Below are 16,680 nucleotides of genomic sequence, written 5' to 3'. Positions count from 1 at the left end.
AGAGCTATTGTTTTTTTAAAGATTAGGGCTTAGAAATAAAAGCATTATCTTTTATATAAAAGCGCAGCAATTTTTCTGCCCAATCTTTTGCATAATGAACACCAATTCTTGGTTTTTCCACAAGGGTAAACGGATCTTGGTTTTCTGCTTCCGCAATGTATAAAATATCACCGGTTAAATCATGTTGGTTCAATTGCTTATCTATATGCATTGCTTTGGAAAGCAATCCGGGGCCTTGTGTTCGTCCGTGAATGTTTTTAATGGGTTCAACAGCGCGTATCAATATTGCAGAACCTGTGCCCTCAGTTTCTGTAACGACATTGGTGCAGTAATACATTCCATAAATTAAATAGATATAGGCATATCCAGCTGGTCCAAACATGACTTTTGTTCTTTGGGTAAGACCTTTAGATGAATGGGAAGCCAGATCATGTTGTCCTAAATATGCTTCTACCTCGACAATCCTACCTATATATTCAAATCCGGATTGGTTATGGATAAGGTACTTTCCTAAAAGTTCTTTGGCAACCTCAATTGTATCACGCTCATAAAATGTTTTAGGTAATTTTCGAAGCATATCTCTTTCATGGATGATAAAAATTCGTAATAATAATACATTTAAATAGATTTTCTAAGGATGGTTTTTATGGATTTTGAATTCACAGCAGAGCATTTGGCCTTTCGTGAGATGGCAGCTGATTTTGCACGCGAGAAATTGGCTCCTATGGCTGATAATTGGGATGAACATCATTATTTTCCCATGGAGGTTTTACGTGAAGCCGCTGAATTAGGAATGGCTGGGATGATGGCGCGTGAGGATATTGGAGGAGCACAATTAACACGATTAGACTCCGCATTATTATTCGAACAATTAGCAACAGGTTGCGTCAGTACTAGCGCTTATCTTTCCATTCATAATATGGTTACTTCTTTAGTTGATCGATATGCTGATTCTGAGTTACGAATGAAGTGGGGACCTAAATTAATTTCCATGGAAGTGTTCGGTAGTTATTGCTTGACTGAACCTGAATCCGGTTCTGATGCAGCCTCTTTAAAAACTAGAGCCATAAAAGATGGAGACTATTATGTTCTTAATGGTGCCAAATCCTTTATTTCAGGTGGTTCAGTAAGTGATGTTTATTTATGTATGGTTCGTACTGGTGATGAGTCGCATCATGGAATAAGTTGTTTATTGATCGAAAAAAATACACAAGGATTAGGTTTTGGCAAATTAGAAAAAAAATTGGGATGGCATAGTCAACCTACCTGTATGGTGTATTTTGAAAATTGTCGTGTTCCCATTGCTAATCGTGTTGGTGATGAAGGCATGGGATTTAAAATTGCATTGAACGCTTTAAATGGGGGGCGGATAAATATTGCCTCATGCTCATTAGGTGGAGCCCTTGCTTGCTTGCGATTAACTCAGAACTATATGCATGAGCGTAAACAGTTTGGCAAACCACTCACCGAGATGCAAGCATTACGTTTTTATTTTGCAGATATGCTAACAGATTACGAAGCAGCGCGTTTAATGGTTTATCGAGCAGCAAATGCTATGGATAAAAATGATTCTCAAGCTCCTCTTTATTGTGCCATGGCGAAACGTCTGGCTACGGATGTTGCCTTCCGTATTTGTGACAAGGCAATGCAAATCCATGGGGGATATGGTTATTTACGTGATTACCAAATTGAGCGAATATTCAGGGACTTGAGAGTGCACCAAATTCTTGAAGGCACTAATGAAATCATGCGAGAAATTGTAGCGAAAGCAACTTTGGATGAGGAGCACTTTTTGTGTTGATTGAAGTATTTGTAGTTCGTAGCTTGGATGCAGCAAAGCGAAGCCTGGGGGCTGTGGTTATTCATACCCAGTTCCACTTTGTCTGCACCTAGGCTAATAAGGTAGGTTCTTCAATAGAAAAGGAGTAAGATGAAATGAATTTAATTGAACAAGATTTAGATAACCAGGGAATTTTGACTTTAACTTTAAACAGACCCGAAAAGTTAAATGCTTTAAGCTCCGAAGTATTAGATGCTTTAGAAGAATCATTCCATTATGCAAAAATAAATCCAAAAGTTAAGGCGTTAATAATTACGGGTCATGGTAAAGCCTTTTGTGCCGGCGCAGATATTAACCGATTGGCCGAATGTACCGCACAAACTGGGTATGAATTTGCTTGTCGTGGACAAGAGGTCTTCCGTATTTTGGAAACGTTAGGTAAGCCTTCATTAGCAGCAGTGAATGGATTTGCCTTCGGTGGCGGTTGTGAATTGGCTATTTCTGCAACATTAAGAATCGCTTCAGCCAAAGCTCAATTTGGCCAACCGGAAGTAAAACTGGGGGTTATTCCTGGTTATGGAGGCACACAACGATTGGCCCGTTTAATCGGCAAAGGGCGTGCTTTAGAGTTATGTTTGACCGGACGATTTATTAATGCAGAAACTGCATTGCATTGGGGATTGGTGAGTGAAGTTGTCGAGCTGGAAGCTTTGTTGGAACATGGGAAAGTATTACTACGTGGAATTTTGAGCATGGCCCCTCTTGCGGTTGCAAGTGTTATGGAAGTTATTGACCATGGTTATGATTTGTCTTTAACCGAAGCCCTGCATCTGGAAGCAATTCACTTTGCCAAAGTATGTGCTTCTGAAGACAAGCAAGAAGGGGTGACTGCATTTTTGGGCAAACGAGCTGCTGTGTTCGAAGGAAGATAATTATGATTGAGGAAGTACTTTTTAATCAAGAAGGTTCATTGGGAACTATCACATTAAATAGACCCGCCACACTGAATGCACTAACTTTAAATATGATTCTTAATATACAAAGACAGTTAAGTCTTTGGAAAGAAGATGATACTATTCATGCAGTAGTCGTGCGTGCTATTTCAGGAAATGCATTTTGTGCTGGGGGAGATATACGTTCACTTTATCTTGCCGGACAAGTAAATGATGCGGAGCAAATGCAGTTTTTTTGGCACGAATACCGATTAAATCACTTTATTCATCATTTTGGTAAACCTTACATTTCTCTAATTGATGGTATTGTTATGGGAGGAGGAGTAGGGATTTCCATGCACGGAAGTCATCCTATAGCCAGCGAACGGTTCGTATTTGCTATGCCTGAGACGGGTATCGGTTTTTTTCCTGATATTGGTGCAAGCTATTTATTAACACGATGTCCAGGATATTTGGGTACTTATTTGGGCTTGACCGGCAATCGACTGGGTTCACACGATGCAGTGAAGGCTGGATTGGTTAAAAAAATAGTGTCTTCGGAACAAATGCCTGCTTTATATGATGCATTAATGAATGAAGATTTATCAACAGATGCTTTTGAGCGTGTTAATCAATGTTTGCAGCACTTTTCTTTTGTACCCACTACAGAGGAGATCAGTCAAATTAAGCCTTTGATTGATGTCTGTTTTGCGCATCCAACAATTGAAATGATTCGCGAGTCCTTACAAAGTGCCAACAAAGTATGGGCTGAAGCGGTTGATAATACTTTAGCCCAAAAATCTCCTTTGAGCCTTAAAGTTACTCTAGCTCAATTACAAAAGGCAAAGGGGCTTTCTTTAGCACAATGCTTGCAAATCGACTATGACATAGTCAGTCATTTTATGCATGATTATGATTTTTATGAGGGAGTCAGAGCGTTATTGATTGATAAGGATAAAAATCCACAATGGCATCCGGCACGTTTGGATCTGGTTTCAGATGAAATGGTTCAGAAGTACTTCGAGCGTTCTCATCCTGGTTTGGAATGGGTATAATTTTTTTAGGTTTAGAGTAAAACAATTTGGATCGGTGTTGATAAATTTAATTATAGCAATACCGATCTTTTATGAGCCATTCCTGATGGTAAATGACAGAGAAGATATATTTTAAAAGCTAAGTTTAATCATGGGCATAGGTAATTCATCATCAGTTTCAGGAGGAAGATTCATATCATTTACAAAGCGTTCACTTTGTTCTTTTTCTTGCTCTTGTTTTTTTGTGTTATTTTGAATATAAGTTCCGGCGTGATAAATAGTATGACCTAAGGCGGCTGCTCCGGTTGAATAAATTGTGGTTTCAAGAACTGGTTTGAAAAACATCCCAAAACGTGACATCATTTTATCATCCTTTTTAATAGTGTTAAAAACTGCAATGTATGGATTATAATTAAACATCGCAGTTATCTATAATACACCATTTTTGCATATAGCAAACTACTTTATGAAATTAAATAGTTTGCGATGCAATTTTTTCTAAACACTAAGGTAATTTGCTGCCCGTGTTTTTGTCCTTTTCATTGGTTTCTTCTTGAACCTCTTCAATACGAGGAGTTGTTTGTTTGCTCGCAAACATACTGTTCCTGGATTTCCCTGGTGAAGAGGGTTGATACTTTTCTGGAACAACTTTTGCCAGTGGTTCTGAACCCATGGTTTCGCCAACACCAGCAACCAGAGCAAAGATAATTCCTGTTAGGCCCATTCGCATGGGAACTTGTTTTAGCGCCATTGATCCAAAAGATTTTAATGAAGCTCCTGGATTGCTGATGAAGCAATAAAATAACTCTTGGGTTAATTTAATTGCGTTTGCATTGTGCAGACGTCCATCTTTAACCGTAGATTGCACTAGAGTATAATCTTTAAAGGAGGTAAGCGGATACGAGACTACGGCAGCAGTCATACCACTGAGCATTCCAGAGGTGAAGTGAGCCATGTTTTTATCTTGTATCGGTAAGCCTTTTGCTATTCGCTCTTCAACAACACATAAACAAGCAAAATTAACCATTCCTGAGCCGTATCTGGGTATAAAACCTCCCATCATCAATTTCCAGGAATTATTAAGAGTTTTCCATGTAAAATCAGGGGGAAGAAGACCTGGAACTTTTTTCAAGGTGGATAATGATTCGGGTATTTGGGTCACCAAGATATCGCCCAGAGCCATAGCTGCAACATAGCTGTAATTAACGGTGACGTATTTTCTACTTTTTTCTTTACCTGTCTCATGGACCCCGTCTTCTAGAGGTTTGCTGTTGCCCTTAGCTCCGGTAACATAGCCACTTCGAACCAGTGAGCCTGAAAATGAAGCTCCTGTTCCAGCATACATTACTTTTGCTAAACTCCATATTCCTCCTGAATAGGTAGGTATTACAGTATTGTTCTTGGATAAATTAACTAACATTGTTTTTACTGGACTTTGAACACCAACGACACTAACACATGTGGCTAATGTAACAGTTACAAAATTAGCGCCACTCCACAACTGTCGTTGGACTGTTTCCATTGAGGGCATCCATGAGGGTTTTTGCGGCGGTGTTGGTGGAACAGTCATTGGAGTAACAGGCGCTCCAGGTGTGTGTCCCGTTTTAGGAGCTTGAACTAGTCGTTGCTTGACTACATCCATTGGTGTTGTCATCCCTGGCATATTAGCTAGGTTTGGAACCCAAGAAGCGTTGATTAGACTTGGTAAAGTCCATACTGGTGAAGTCATAGGTTTCTGCCCAGTTTTTGGGGTTTGCAGTCGTTGCTTGACTACATCCAGTGGTGTTGTCATCCATGGCATATTAGTCAGGTTTGGAAACCATGGAGATTTGGTCAAATCTGGAAAAGTCCATACTGGTGGTTTGTACCCAGTTTTTTGAGTTTGTAGTTTTTGCTTTACCACGTCAAATGGTGTCATCAACCATGGAGTATTAGAAAGGTTATGCATGCTCCATAGTGAAGTCACAGGTGACTGCCCGGTTTTTGGTGTTTTGGTTTCGTTTTTAGTCTGCATGATAATAATTTAAATTGTTGTCGAATTAGATCTGCATTATAAAGACCAAAAATTAACTTAACCTTAAGAAATATGAGTAATTAGATCAAAAAAAAATCTTGAGGGTTATTTTGTGGGCACGAGGGTGTTCAAATTGAACCAAAACTCCCAGAAAGTTGCTTATTTTATTAAGGAGGCTGATAAAAAAATTTTTTATTTATAGATACTTATATCGAGATGTAGGTATGGATGCAGAATGAAAATCATAATCTGGGAGTAGAGTAAATTTATTTAAAAAGCTATAAATTGTAAAAATTTAACTCTGTACATGACAAAAAAATTTGTCATGTACAGAGAAGATTTAATAATAAAACGGGTTATCAATATAAATTATTTCAACCAATCACTGAGAATATCAATGATTTTTTGCGCTTGTTCTGCGCTGGATATGTTAAATTTGGATTTTTGCCAGTATTGATTATTACGTTTTTGATAACGTCGAATTGAAAATTTAACAGGTCCATAGTCATTATGGGCGTTATCCCAATCCTGATATTTAAACATAATCGTAGTCCAGGCGCCTTTACTTAATACCTTTTTATCCAGCTCTTTAACTGTTTCTGTTCCATTTTCACTAAATGCAATAGTTATTTCATCTATACTTGCAGTCATTTCAAACCGTACCCTCAACAAATAGTTCAAGAAAGCAGTAACCTCATCAATTTGAAATGTAGTTCTGCGCTAAAATTTGAAGAGTTTATCTTATTTCTTTAACTTACCATAGTGTTGAACTATCATTTGCCAAAAAATAGGGAATAGAATGAAATGGAACAATGATACATCCAATCACTTTTGCAGAGCTATTGAATGGATTGCAATTTACCATTAACAAAAGTCATGCTAACGGGAGGTTGGTACTCCCCAGGCTGATAGAGCCAAACTTGAGGTTTTTCAGCTGTTGGTACAATTTCATTGATAAAAGTATTATTTACAATAGAAGGAGAACCACAAGAGTAGTAAACTTTTTGTACTGGATCTCCGGCCTGAATGTTCGTTCCTTGACAAACAGATACTGCATTGCTATCTGATCCATTTAATTTAATAGAGCGTACTTTTTGATTTACAATATTTACTTCAAGTGTGACGCCGCCACTCCCTGTCGGTACATTCCATACTCCGAAAAAAGCGGTTTGAGTTCCCATATTATTATAAATGAGCTGTTGCGCGGGAATTTTTTGCATAACCGGTTGATTTGATTCTTGCTGGCTCACTGGCTGACCACACGCTGCAATTACTTCATCAGGTGTCATTCCTAAATTAACGTATCCGTGGTTTTGTGGACAGTAGTAAGATTGAGTATCAGCAAATAAACTAAAAGGTAAAAGGATTAATCCTAAGCCAGCGCTACTGAGGAACGTCAATTTCATAATTCAATCCTGATAATCCTCTGCTTAAAATTAAGTATAGTCGCTTTTATAATAATCTCCAGGGTAGGTTTGCGTTAATAAATAAAGTAATGATTTTCAATAAAGCAATAATGATAAAAGGTGAAAAATCAAAACCAGAAATATCTGGAATAATCTTTCTACCGAGTTTTAGCAAGGGTTCTGTTAACAAACGCAAGAAGTCAGCAATTGGACCTTGCCATTCTGGATTAATAAAACTCATGATGACACGGATAAGTATGGCAAAAAACAGGAGATTACAAGGTTGGATAATTAAGTCGGCAATTATATAAATGAATATGAATACAATAGGAATTAGTCCATTTAAGACAAGAAGACTAGTACAGATGATTTTTAATAATTCAACCAAAAGCAAGGTGATAATAGCTGGGATATCATATTTTTGTCCTGGTTTATAGGGTTGTTTTGATATCAGTTGAATTGGGTTGACTATAGGGTTAGTTATCCTATAAATAAGTTGGCTTACTGGATTCAGTGCGCTGACGCGTAAATAGCGTAGCGCGATGCGAAGCCATAAACTGAAAATAACAACTGAAAAAAATAAAGAAACAATAAAAAGTGTTACGGCGATAAGACCAGACATATTTTCCCCTATCCTGCATTTATCACAACTGATTTATTTAAGATTATATCGCGTCGCTTTATTTTTGTCGCTCACCAAATAATCCCCGACCCACACGTACTATAGTAGCACCTGCTTTAATTGCAGGAACTAAATCATCACTCATTCCCATAGATAATGTATCCATATTAAGTCCAAATTTCTGATTTAGCGAATACATCAGTTGATTAAGCTGAATAAATAAATCATATTGGGTTTGTGTATCTTGTTGAGGCGGTGGGATAGTCATCAAACCTCTTAACTTGAGGTGAGGAAGTTGACTGGTTGCCAAAGCTAATTCAGCAACAGCTTCAAGAGGAATTCCTGATTTTGTTTTTTCATCTACTAAATTAATTTGTAAACAAATATTGAGCGGGGCTAAATGAGTTGGGCGATATTCATTGAGATATTGGGCGATTTTCAAGCGGCTAACACTGTGAACCCAACTAAATGAAGCGGCAATCCCTTTGGTTTTATTGCTTTGAATAGGGCCAATGAAATGCCAGCATAGAGGCATGTTTTTTAATGCATTTATTTTTTGTTGTGCTTCTTGAAAATAGCTTTCTCCAAAATGGGTAACTCCAAGATGAAATAATTGGCTAATCACCTCAATACTTTGTTGTTTGCTGACAGCAAGTAATAGAACACTCCCTGGCTTTCTATTAAAATTTAGCTCAGATTGATTAATTAATTGTTTTATTTGATATAGATTTTGCTGAAGATTCATGATCATTTAGGTATGTTTGCAAACCTTAACAATAGCAAAAGAAACAATGTTTGCCGAGTATCACTTCGTGAGCTAATCTAGTAGCATCATAATTTTATGGTTTGGACTGGCATTAAGGTTCAGCCTATTATTGTATTAATAATCAGGACGAATTAAGCAATGGATATAGCAGAACTATTAGCGTTTTCAGTAAAAAATAAATCATCAGATTTACATCTTTCCGCAGGATTACCTCCAATGATTCGTGTGGATGGCGATTTGCGCAAAATCAATTTACCTGCCATGGAACATAAAGAGGTGATAAAAATCATCTATGATGTGATGAATGACCGGCAAAGGAAAGAATTTGAAGAATTTTTGGAAGCCGATTTTTCTTTTGAAATAACCAACCTAGCCCGTTTTAGGGTGAATGTCTTTAATCAATTGCGTGGAGCGGCTGCTGTTTTCCGTACTATTCCTTCTGAAATTCTAAGTATGAGTGACTTAGGATTACCGGCTATTTTTGAAGAAATGGCCAGTTATCCTAAAGGGTTGGTGCTCATTACTGGTCCAACAGGATCAGGGAAAAGCACGACTTTGGCTGCCATGATCGATTATATCAACTCAAATCGTTATGATCACATTTTAACTGTGGAGGATCCAATAGAGTTTGTACATCAAAGTAAAAAATGTTTGTTAAATCAACGCGAGGTTCATCGAGATACGCTTAGTTTTAATGCTGCTTTACGTTCCGCCTTACGTGAAGATCCTGATGTGATTTTGGTGGGAGAGTTGCGCGATCTGGAAACGATCCGTTTAGCAATGACTGCCGCGGAAACCGGGCATTTAGTATTTGGTACCTTACATACTAATTCTGCAACAAAAACCATCAATAGAATTATTGATGTGTTTCCCGCCGAGGAAAAAGCTATGGTGCGTTCGATGCTGTCTGAATCACTGCAGGCTGTGGTTGCACAAACTTTATTGAAAAAAAGTGGTGGTGGGCGAGTTGCTGCTTTAGAAATTATGATTTGTACCGGTGCGATCCGAAATTTAATTCGTGAAGATAAAGTGGCTCAAATGTATTCTTCCATCCAAACAGGTCAGGGCAAAGGTATGCAAACTTTGGATCAGCATTTAACTGAACTGGTGAAAAAAAATATTATTTCATCCCATACAGCACGTGATATGGCAATTGATAAATCGTTATTTTAAAGAGCTCTTTCTCCTAAAAAACCTATAGTTACTGGATTATCTAAATTCATTATTGTAATAGCATCATTGGCTGGGTTTTGCAGCTCAGCCAATGTTTTGGGTGCCAGAATATTAAGTTGATGTTAGTACGAGCACTTACGCATTTTTTTGTAATTCAATTAATTGAGGAATACCTATTTCAGCAAGTTCAAGCATGCTGTTTAATTCATCGCGATTAAAATGCTTATCTTCGGCGGTGCCTTGAATTTCGATGAAATGTCCTTCTTCATTCATGACTATATTCATATCGGTTTCGGCAAGTACGTCCTCAGCATAATCCAAGTCAAGTACGGATTGACCTCGATAGAGTCCCACAGAAACTGCAGCAATGTAATGAAATGCAGGCATTTTACGAATTTTTTCTCGCTCTACCATCCAATTTATTGCATCTCTCATCGCGACACAGGCGCCTGTAATAGCTGCTGTTCTTGTACCCCCGTCAGCCTGAATTACATCACAGTCTAAAGTTATTGTATTTTCACCTAGGAATTTTAAATCAACACAGGCCCTTAGCGAGCGGCCAATGAGGCGCTGGATTTCCATGGTTCTGCCGCCTTGCTTACCTTTACTTGCTTCCCGTTCAGTACGACTATGTGTCGCACGCGGAAGCATACCATATTCAGCAGTTACCCAGCCTTGATTTTTTCCTTTAATAAAACGGGGAACTCCGTCGGTTATCGATGCATTACACAATACTTTAGTTTGTCCAAATTCAACAAGAACGGAGCCCTCAGCATGTTTTGTATAGTTTCTGGTTAATTTAACAGGACGTAATTGATTGGCTTCTCGATTACTTGGGCGCATATAGATAATCCTCGATAAAATTAAGAATTATAACGCTTAACTTCCCATGTTGCATCCTAAAGTATGTGTGACATGATAAAAACGCATAATCATCGTTTTTATTATCGATAGATTTATGGTGTATGCGGACAAAAATTATATGTTGACCCTTGATTCGCATCTCCAAACATAGAGTTTTAATTTAGGACAAAAAATTTCTTTGAACTCATATTGACCAATAATAATTCATTTGGTAGCTTGAAATCTAACTTAAAAAAGTATTCATTATGAACAATCGTAGCCATGAAATCAGCGTTGCATTATCTGCAGGTTTTTCTGCAAGCACTCTATTAGTCTGCGATTTAGTTTTTAATATTTCTTCTTTAGTGCTTATTTTCTTACCCTCCTTTCCCTAGGACGGCCATTTGTCATTATCCACGCCTCTCTAGGGAGAGGTGACGCCAAAGCGGGTAATGAATCATTTGACTTAACTATCGGAGAATCATTATGACTCAAGCAAAATTTGAGGCACGTAAAGAAGAGTCGTACCCAAAAGAAAAGAAAAACAATCTAAGTATATTTCAAAGCATTGTCTCAGGAAGTGTTACTGGCGCTTTTGAAGTGTTTGTTGATCATCCATTGTGGTCGATAAAAACACGAATGCAAAAAGGAGATCCTTTTACATTAAGTCCGCAAGTATTGTATCGAGGCATATTGCCGAATGCTGCAAGTATGATCCCAATAACTGCAGTGCAAGTAGGTTTGAATCGTATTTTTCAAAAATGGTTTCTGGGGAATAAGTATGAATTGTCTGATGCTCAAAAACTAACCAGCGCATTCGCTGCCGGGGTTGGTTCATCTTTGATAAGCTGTCCAACTGAAATGATAATGACGCATCAAAAAACAGGCTTTATCTCAACAGGATTAAATCTGGTGAGACAAGGCGGATGGCCTCGTCTTTATACAGGACTGATGGCAACGATGCTGAGGGAAGGGCTGTTTTCTACATTTTTTCTAGTGGTGACTCCCATATTGAAAGTAAGGATAAAAGAGTATTATCCTAATGATTATGCTGCTTCTCTGCTCGCAGGAATGCTGGCAGGAGTGGGCGCAACGCTGACTTCTCAAAAATTTGATGTAGTAAAAACAGCTCAGCAGTCATCAATTACTGTGAACCCAGCCGGTTTTTTCAAAACAGCTCAAAAGCTCCATACAACTCAGGGAGTTTATGGATTTTTTAAAGGAGGTTTTCCTCGAGGTCTACGAGTGATGTCTGCAGTAACGCTTATGAGCTGGATGAATGAACGGATGGATGACCTTTTGTCCCAAAATCAGCAAAAGAAATCAATCTCTTCACCAAATAAGTAATTATAAAATAAGTAATTATTTTATCCCGGGTTAAGTTGTTAACTCGGGATAAAATAGGTGCTTTATATTGGAATTCTCATGAAACCATTGCACCTACATATTTAATTAATTGCCAAAATGATGTAATATTGGTCATTAATGATCATGATCTGATAACAGTTTCAGGCAGATTGTCTCTGTCCAATTGCTTTAAATTGGAGTATATTCGCGCAAGGTGGTTTTATTCATTGGTATCTATATGCTTCAAAGTATGACGGCTTTCTCGCGAGTGCAAAAGCAAATCGAAGAAGGTCATTTTTGTTGGGAAATTAAATCTGTTAACCATCGATATTTAGATGTTTCATTTCGTTTGCCTGAATCATTTCGATTTATAGAGCAACAATTACGTCATTTGCTGCGTGATAAGATCAATCGCGGAAAATTGGAGTGTCAGCTGAAATATCAAGACACAAGTGCTAATAATCAGTCTATGCTTATAAATATAGGCATGGTAAATGCATTAGTGAGTTTAAGTGAGAAACTTGCTGAATCACACCATTTGCCAAATGATTTAGGTGTTAGTCGTGTCTTATCCTGGCCTGGCGTGATGCAGGCAAGTATGCCCGATGTGGAGGTGTTAGGAAAGCATGCACTTTCCTTGTTTCATGAGGCAGTCGAGCAACTAAGGCAAATGCGCACTACAGAAGGGAGCGCATTAAAAGCACATGTGGAAGGGCGATTAAGTGAATTAGGACAAGAGATTAAAAAGGCTCGTTCTATAGTGTTAATGCAAACAGAGCAAGTGAAAAAGAAGTTATTGACTCGATTGCACTCAGTGAGACTTGACGTTCAGGAGTCGCGTGTGGAGCAGGAAATTGCTTTGATTTTGACTCGTATTGATGTGAGCGAGGAATTAGATAGATTACAGACTCATCTTGGTGAAGTGAATCGGACACTAAATTGCGATAAAATAGCAGGAAGGCGTCTTGATTTTTTGATGCAAGAATTAAATAGGGAGGCGAATACGCTAAGCTCCAAGTCTGACTCTGTGGAATTGACTCAGAGTGCAGTGGAAATGAAGGTTTTAATTGAGCAAATGCGTGAGCAAATTCAAAACATTGAGTGAGTATTATTGTGGGTGATTATTCGGGTAATTTATTTATTGTTGCTGCACCTTCTGGGGGAGGTAAAACAAGTTTAGTAAAAAAGTTAATTGAAACTCTTGATGATATTGAGGTATCTATTTCGCATACAACACGAATGATGCGTCCTGGAGAACAGCATGGAGTGGATTACTTTTTTATTGATGAAGAAGAATTTATACACATGATTAATGATTGTGCTTTTTTAGAGCATGCCCGAGTCTTTAATCATTTATATGGAACATCGATGGAGCAGATTACTAACCGTTTGCAAAATAACATTGATGTAATTCTGGATATAGACTGGCAAGGAGCAGAACAGATTAGACGTTCCTTTCCTGATGCGGTGAGTGTCTTTATTGTGCCGCCATCATTGGATGTCTTAAAACAACGATTATTGAAGAGACGGCAAGACAAGGATGAAGTGATTAGTGACCGGATGAAAAAAGCACGGGATGAGTTGAGTCATTATCCTGAGTTTGATTATTTAATCGTTAATGATAATTTTGAAAAAGCAGCGATGGAATTAGGTGCAATTGTGATTGCAAACCGTTTACGTGTTGAGCGGCAGATAAATAAACAGTCAAAATTGCTTTCTTTCCTGTTATCATCGCAGTAAAATATAAGGTTTTGCTACTGGAGAGTGAATTATGGCACGAGTTACTGTTGAAGATTGTTTAGAGAATGTTGCAAATCGATTTGAACTGGTTATGGTGGCCACGAAACGTGCGCGTCAAATTGCAGTTCGAGGAGATCAGCCTATGGTTGAATGGGAAAACGATAAACCTACAGTAGTAGCTTTGCGTGAAATAGCAGAGGGCTTAATTACACCAGAAATTTTGGATAAAGAATAGTTTTTTGGATGGGCCTCTTATTTATAATTCGTTCGATTCACAAGGCTGTGAGCCAGAATAGTAGAATTGTAAACAGAGCCCCATGAAAAAATATTCATGTGGCTTGGGTTAAGTGAAATGAACCTCAAGTTGAGTGACTAAAATTTCCCAGATTCGTTTCACTTCACCCATGCTACGAATCATAAAGGATTGTGATTTATACGGGACACCTTAAATGGGGTGAATTATGGGTATAGGGGTATGGTCATGTTAGATACCAGGGAGTACTGCGTGAGCTACTTTAAGGAGCTCGATGAAGAGCTGAAATGTTATCTTGAGCAGTCGCAAATAGAGAAATGTTACCAAGCTTATCTGGTTGCCGAAAAAGCGCATCAAGGGCAGATGCGGCGTTCTGGAGAGCCTTATATTACTCACCCTGTTGCAGCAGCTTTGATTCTTGCTCGAATGCGTCTGGATTATCAAACAATTATGGCCACTTTGCTTCATGATGTGGTTGAAGATACTTCAGTGAGCAAAGATGATTTAACACTTCAATTCGGTGAAGAAATTACCTCCCTTGTTGATGGTGTTACTAAGCTTACTAAAATCAAATTTGAATCAAAGGCAGAGGCCCAGGCGGAAAATTTCCGTAAAATGGTCTTGGCTATGGTTAAAGATATCCGTGTAATTATTGTTAAACTAGCCGATCGTTTGCATAACATGAAGACTCTAGGTGCAATGCCTTATGCAAAACGCAGACGTATAGCCATAGAAACTCTGGAAATTTATGCCCCGATTGCGAATCGTTTGGGGATGCATTCGATTTATGTGGGTCTAGAGGATTTAGGATTTCAGGCCTTATACCCTATGCGCTTCAGAGCTATTAAATCAGCAGTTGAAAAATCTCGTGGTAATCGACGTGAATTAACCCAGACCATTGAACGTGATTTACAGCTGGCTTTAGCGCAACTCAACATTCCTTATGAACAAGTGTTCGGCAGACAAAAGCATTTATACAGTATTTATAAAAAGATGCGCCAGAAAAAAGCTTCATTTACCGAGATTACTGATGTTTTTGCTTTTCGCGTAATTACTGAAGATATTGATTCCTGTTACCGTATTTTAGGTGCTTTACATTGTACCTATAAACCTGTTCCTCAACGCTTTAAAGACTATATTGGTATACCTAAGGCGAATGGATATCAATCCCTGCATACTACTTTGTTTGGGCCTTTCGGAGTTCCTCTCGAAGTGCAAATTCGTACTCGTGATATGGACAAGGTTGCTGATAATGGAGTGGCTGCGCATTGGATTTATAAATCATCCGGCCTTGAGGTAAATGAAGCTCAGCTGCGTGCAAGAGAATGGGTACAAAGTCTATTGGAAATGCAGCGTAGTACTGGAAGCTCATTAGAGTTTATTGAGAACGTTAAAATCGATTTATTTCCAGATGAAGTATATGTTTTTACTCCTAAAGGCCATATTATGGAATTACCCAAAGGGGCTACGCCGGTTGATTTTGCTTATTCGGTCCACTCGGGAGTGGGTAATAGCTGTGTGGCGGCGAAAGTAAATAGAAAATTAGTGCCGTTAAGTATTCCTTTGTCGAATGGGCAAACGGTTGAGATTATTACAGCACAAGGTGCTCATCCCAACCCGACCTGGTTAAATTTTGTAGTTACCGGAAAAGCGCGCTCTAATATCCGTCATTTCCTAAAAAGTCAACAAAATACGGAGTCAATTAGTTTAGGAAAGCGCCTTCTTGGTCAGTCATTAAACGAACTGTCCAGCGATTATGAAAAAATACCTCCAGAATCCTTACACGCATTATTAAGTGATTTACATTATAAAACGATGGATGATTTGCTCTATGCGATTGGTATAGGCAATCAAATGGCAATGGTAATTGCCAAAAGATTAGTAATAACTCAAGACACTAATGAACTGGATAAAGGAGTTAAAACACGTCCCTTGGCAATTAAAGGAACAGAAGGGATGGTGGTTCATTTTGGTGAGTGTTGTCAACCTATTCCTGGCGATAATATTGTTGGAAAATTCCAACAAGGTCGAGGAATTATTGTTCATAGCAGTGACTGCACTACTTTAAAAAATTCACGAACTAATCCAGAACAGTTTGTTGCCTTACGTTGGGATGAGAAGGTTGAAGGGGAGTACTGGGTTGATATTACAGTTGATGTAGTAAATGAGCGTGGTGTATTGGCTGCTCTAGCAACTGCTATTGCTGAATCAGGATCAAATATAGGTAATATCAATGTGGATCCACGAGATGGACGACATAATGCAGTTACATTTTCAATTAGTGTTATTGACAGAACGCATTTGGCTCGTGTAATGCGTAGGTTACGGACAAATAAAGTGGTGATGCGTCTTTATAGAAAAAAACAAGGGGATAATTAATGCAACCGGTAAATACAAAATTGGCTCCTGAAGCTATTGGAACTTATTCACAAGCCATTAAGTGTGGGGATACAGTTTATCTTTCAGGACAAATACCACTCGATCCCATAACTATGGAACTCTGTAGTGAAGATATTAAATTGCAAATTACCCAGGTTTTGGAAAACTTGTCGGCAGTTTGTGAAGCTGCAGGTGGTAGTTTGGCACATATTGTGAAATTAAATGTTTATCTTACGGATTTGCGCCATTTTTCTTTAATTAATGAAGCAATGAGTCGTTATTTTGTATCACCATATCCAGCAAGAGCGGCGATAGAAGTCTCTGCATTGCCACGTGGTGTTCAGGTTGAGATGGATGGTATAATGGTTTTATCTTCAAAGTAATTTATTGA

Annotated in this window: 19 protein-coding genes; 11 read left to right on the top strand and 8 right to left on the bottom strand. The window is 38.3% G+C overall.

Annotated elements, in window-relative coordinates; all coding sequences use genetic code 11:
- Positions 1 to 22: 22 nt before the first annotated feature.
- Positions 23 to 577 carry a DNA-3-methyladenine glycosylase gene (locus tag Ltuc_RS09460; protein WP_058521021.1) on the bottom strand — a complete coding sequence of 185 codons (555 nt, stop codon included), beginning with the start codon at positions 575 to 577 and terminating at the stop codon, positions 23 to 25.
- A gap of 69 nt (positions 578 to 646) precedes the next feature.
- Between Ltuc_RS09460 and Ltuc_RS09455 the strand changes: the two genes are divergently transcribed.
- The 3 genes from Ltuc_RS09455 to Ltuc_RS09445 all read left to right on the top strand — a co-directional run bounded on the left by Ltuc_RS09455 (position 647) and on the right by Ltuc_RS09445 (position 3,767).
- Entirely contained in the window at positions 647 to 1,801 is a 1,155-nt protein-coding gene (locus Ltuc_RS09455; protein ID WP_058521020.1) for an acyl-CoA dehydrogenase family protein, read from the top strand.
- Positions 1,802 to 1,935: 134 nt separating this feature from the next.
- Positions 1,936 to 2,712 (top strand): enoyl-CoA hydratase/isomerase family protein, encoded by a 777-nt coding sequence (locus tag Ltuc_RS09450; RefSeq protein WP_058521019.1) that lies wholly within the window; start codon positions 1,936 to 1,938, stop codon positions 2,710 to 2,712.
- A 2-nt stretch (positions 2,713 to 2,714) separates the two neighbouring features.
- On the top strand, positions 2,715 to 3,767 hold the full coding sequence (locus Ltuc_RS09445) for an enoyl-CoA hydratase/isomerase family protein (protein WP_058521018.1): 1,053 nt from the start codon (positions 2,715 to 2,717) through the stop codon (positions 3,765 to 3,767).
- Between the two features lie 111 nt (positions 3,768 to 3,878).
- On the opposite strand, the gene Ltuc_RS09440 is transcribed toward Ltuc_RS09445, so the two are convergent.
- From Ltuc_RS09440 to Ltuc_RS09415, 6 genes are all read right to left on the bottom strand, one after another.
- Positions 3,879 to 4,109: a hypothetical protein gene (locus Ltuc_RS09440; RefSeq protein WP_133138354.1), complete on the bottom strand. Its 231-nt coding sequence runs from the start codon at positions 4,107 to 4,109 to the stop codon at positions 3,879 to 3,881.
- A 142-nt stretch (positions 4,110 to 4,251) separates the two neighbouring features.
- The gene (locus tag Ltuc_RS09435) at positions 4,252 to 5,694 is read right to left on the bottom strand and encodes a hypothetical protein (RefSeq protein ID WP_238584099.1); all 1,443 of its coding nucleotides are present in this window, start codon (positions 5,692 to 5,694) and stop codon (positions 4,252 to 4,254) included.
- A 435-nt stretch (positions 5,695 to 6,129) separates the two neighbouring features.
- On the bottom strand, positions 6,130 to 6,411 hold the full coding sequence (locus Ltuc_RS09430; protein ID WP_058521015.1) for a hypothetical protein: 282 nt from the start codon (positions 6,409 to 6,411) through the stop codon (positions 6,130 to 6,132).
- 188 nt (positions 6,412 to 6,599) lie between these two features.
- Positions 6,600 to 7,166: a DUF2845 domain-containing protein gene (locus Ltuc_RS09425; RefSeq protein ID WP_058521014.1), complete on the bottom strand. Its 567-nt coding sequence runs from the start codon at positions 7,164 to 7,166 to the stop codon at positions 6,600 to 6,602.
- A 46-nt stretch (positions 7,167 to 7,212) separates the two neighbouring features.
- A complete protein-coding gene (locus tag Ltuc_RS09420; RefSeq protein WP_058521013.1) occupies positions 7,213 to 7,788 on the bottom strand; it encodes a YggT family protein in 576 nt (191 codons plus the stop codon).
- Positions 7,789 to 7,846: 58 nt separating this feature from the next.
- The gene (locus tag Ltuc_RS09415; protein ID WP_058521012.1) at positions 7,847 to 8,533 is read right to left on the bottom strand and encodes a YggS family pyridoxal phosphate-dependent enzyme; all 687 of its coding nucleotides are present in this window, start codon (positions 8,531 to 8,533) and stop codon (positions 7,847 to 7,849) included.
- A gap of 159 nt (positions 8,534 to 8,692) precedes the next feature.
- Here Ltuc_RS09415 and Ltuc_RS09410 point away from each other — a divergent pair, with 159 nt between their 5' ends.
- Positions 8,693 to 9,727: a type IV pilus twitching motility protein PilT gene (locus Ltuc_RS09410; protein WP_058521011.1), complete on the top strand. Its 1,035-nt coding sequence runs from the start codon at positions 8,693 to 8,695 to the stop codon at positions 9,725 to 9,727.
- 135 nt (positions 9,728 to 9,862) lie between these two features.
- Here the strand turns inward: Ltuc_RS09410 and rph are convergent, their stop codons facing one another.
- A complete protein-coding gene (rph, locus tag Ltuc_RS09405; protein WP_058521010.1) occupies positions 9,863 to 10,570 on the bottom strand; it encodes a ribonuclease PH in 708 nt (235 codons plus the stop codon).
- Positions 10,571 to 10,836: 266 nt separating this feature from the next.
- Here rph and Ltuc_RS15795 point away from each other — a divergent pair, with 266 nt between their 5' ends.
- The 7 genes from Ltuc_RS15795 (at position 10,837) to Ltuc_RS09375 (ending at position 16,672) form a co-directional block, all read left to right on the top strand.
- The gene (locus tag Ltuc_RS15795) at positions 10,837 to 10,965 is read left to right on the top strand and encodes a hypothetical protein (RefSeq protein ID WP_274519406.1); all 129 of its coding nucleotides are present in this window, start codon (positions 10,837 to 10,839) and stop codon (positions 10,963 to 10,965) included.
- 91 nt (positions 10,966 to 11,056) lie between these two features.
- Positions 11,057 to 11,917, top strand: coding sequence for an MC/SLC25 family protein (locus Ltuc_RS09400; RefSeq protein WP_058521009.1), 861 nt, complete (start codon positions 11,057 to 11,059; stop codon positions 11,915 to 11,917).
- A gap of 238 nt (positions 11,918 to 12,155) precedes the next feature.
- Positions 12,156 to 13,022: a YicC/YloC family endoribonuclease gene (locus tag Ltuc_RS09395; RefSeq protein ID WP_058521008.1), complete on the top strand. Its 867-nt coding sequence runs from the start codon at positions 12,156 to 12,158 to the stop codon at positions 13,020 to 13,022.
- 5 nt (positions 13,023 to 13,027) lie between these two features.
- Complete coding sequence (gene gmk / locus Ltuc_RS09390; protein ID WP_133138359.1) at positions 13,028 to 13,657, top strand: guanylate kinase; 630 nt, start codon at positions 13,028 to 13,030, stop codon at positions 13,655 to 13,657.
- A gap of 31 nt (positions 13,658 to 13,688) precedes the next feature.
- On the top strand, positions 13,689 to 13,892 hold the full coding sequence (rpoZ, locus tag Ltuc_RS09385; RefSeq protein ID WP_058521006.1) for a DNA-directed RNA polymerase subunit omega: 204 nt from the start codon (positions 13,689 to 13,691) through the stop codon (positions 13,890 to 13,892).
- Positions 13,893 to 14,162: 270 nt separating this feature from the next.
- On the top strand, positions 14,163 to 16,289 hold the full coding sequence (spoT, locus tag Ltuc_RS09380) for a bifunctional GTP diphosphokinase/guanosine-3',5'-bis pyrophosphate 3'-pyrophosphohydrolase (RefSeq protein ID WP_058521655.1): 2,127 nt from the start codon (positions 14,163 to 14,165) through the stop codon (positions 16,287 to 16,289).
- On the top strand, positions 16,289 to 16,672 hold the full coding sequence (locus tag Ltuc_RS09375; RefSeq protein ID WP_058521005.1) for a RidA family protein: 384 nt from the start codon (positions 16,289 to 16,291) through the stop codon (positions 16,670 to 16,672). Before spoT ends, Ltuc_RS09375 begins: the two co-directional genes overlap by 1 nt.
- Positions 16,673 to 16,680: the final 8 nt, after the last annotated feature.

Origin of the sequence: Legionella tucsonensis, assembly GCF_001468035.1 — a bacterium.
Taxonomy (GTDB): domain Bacteria; phylum Pseudomonadota; class Gammaproteobacteria; order Legionellales; family Legionellaceae; genus Legionella; species Legionella tucsonensis.
The sequence above is the reverse complement of the archived record's forward strand: the minus strand, read 5'-3'. Positions and strand labels throughout refer to the sequence as shown.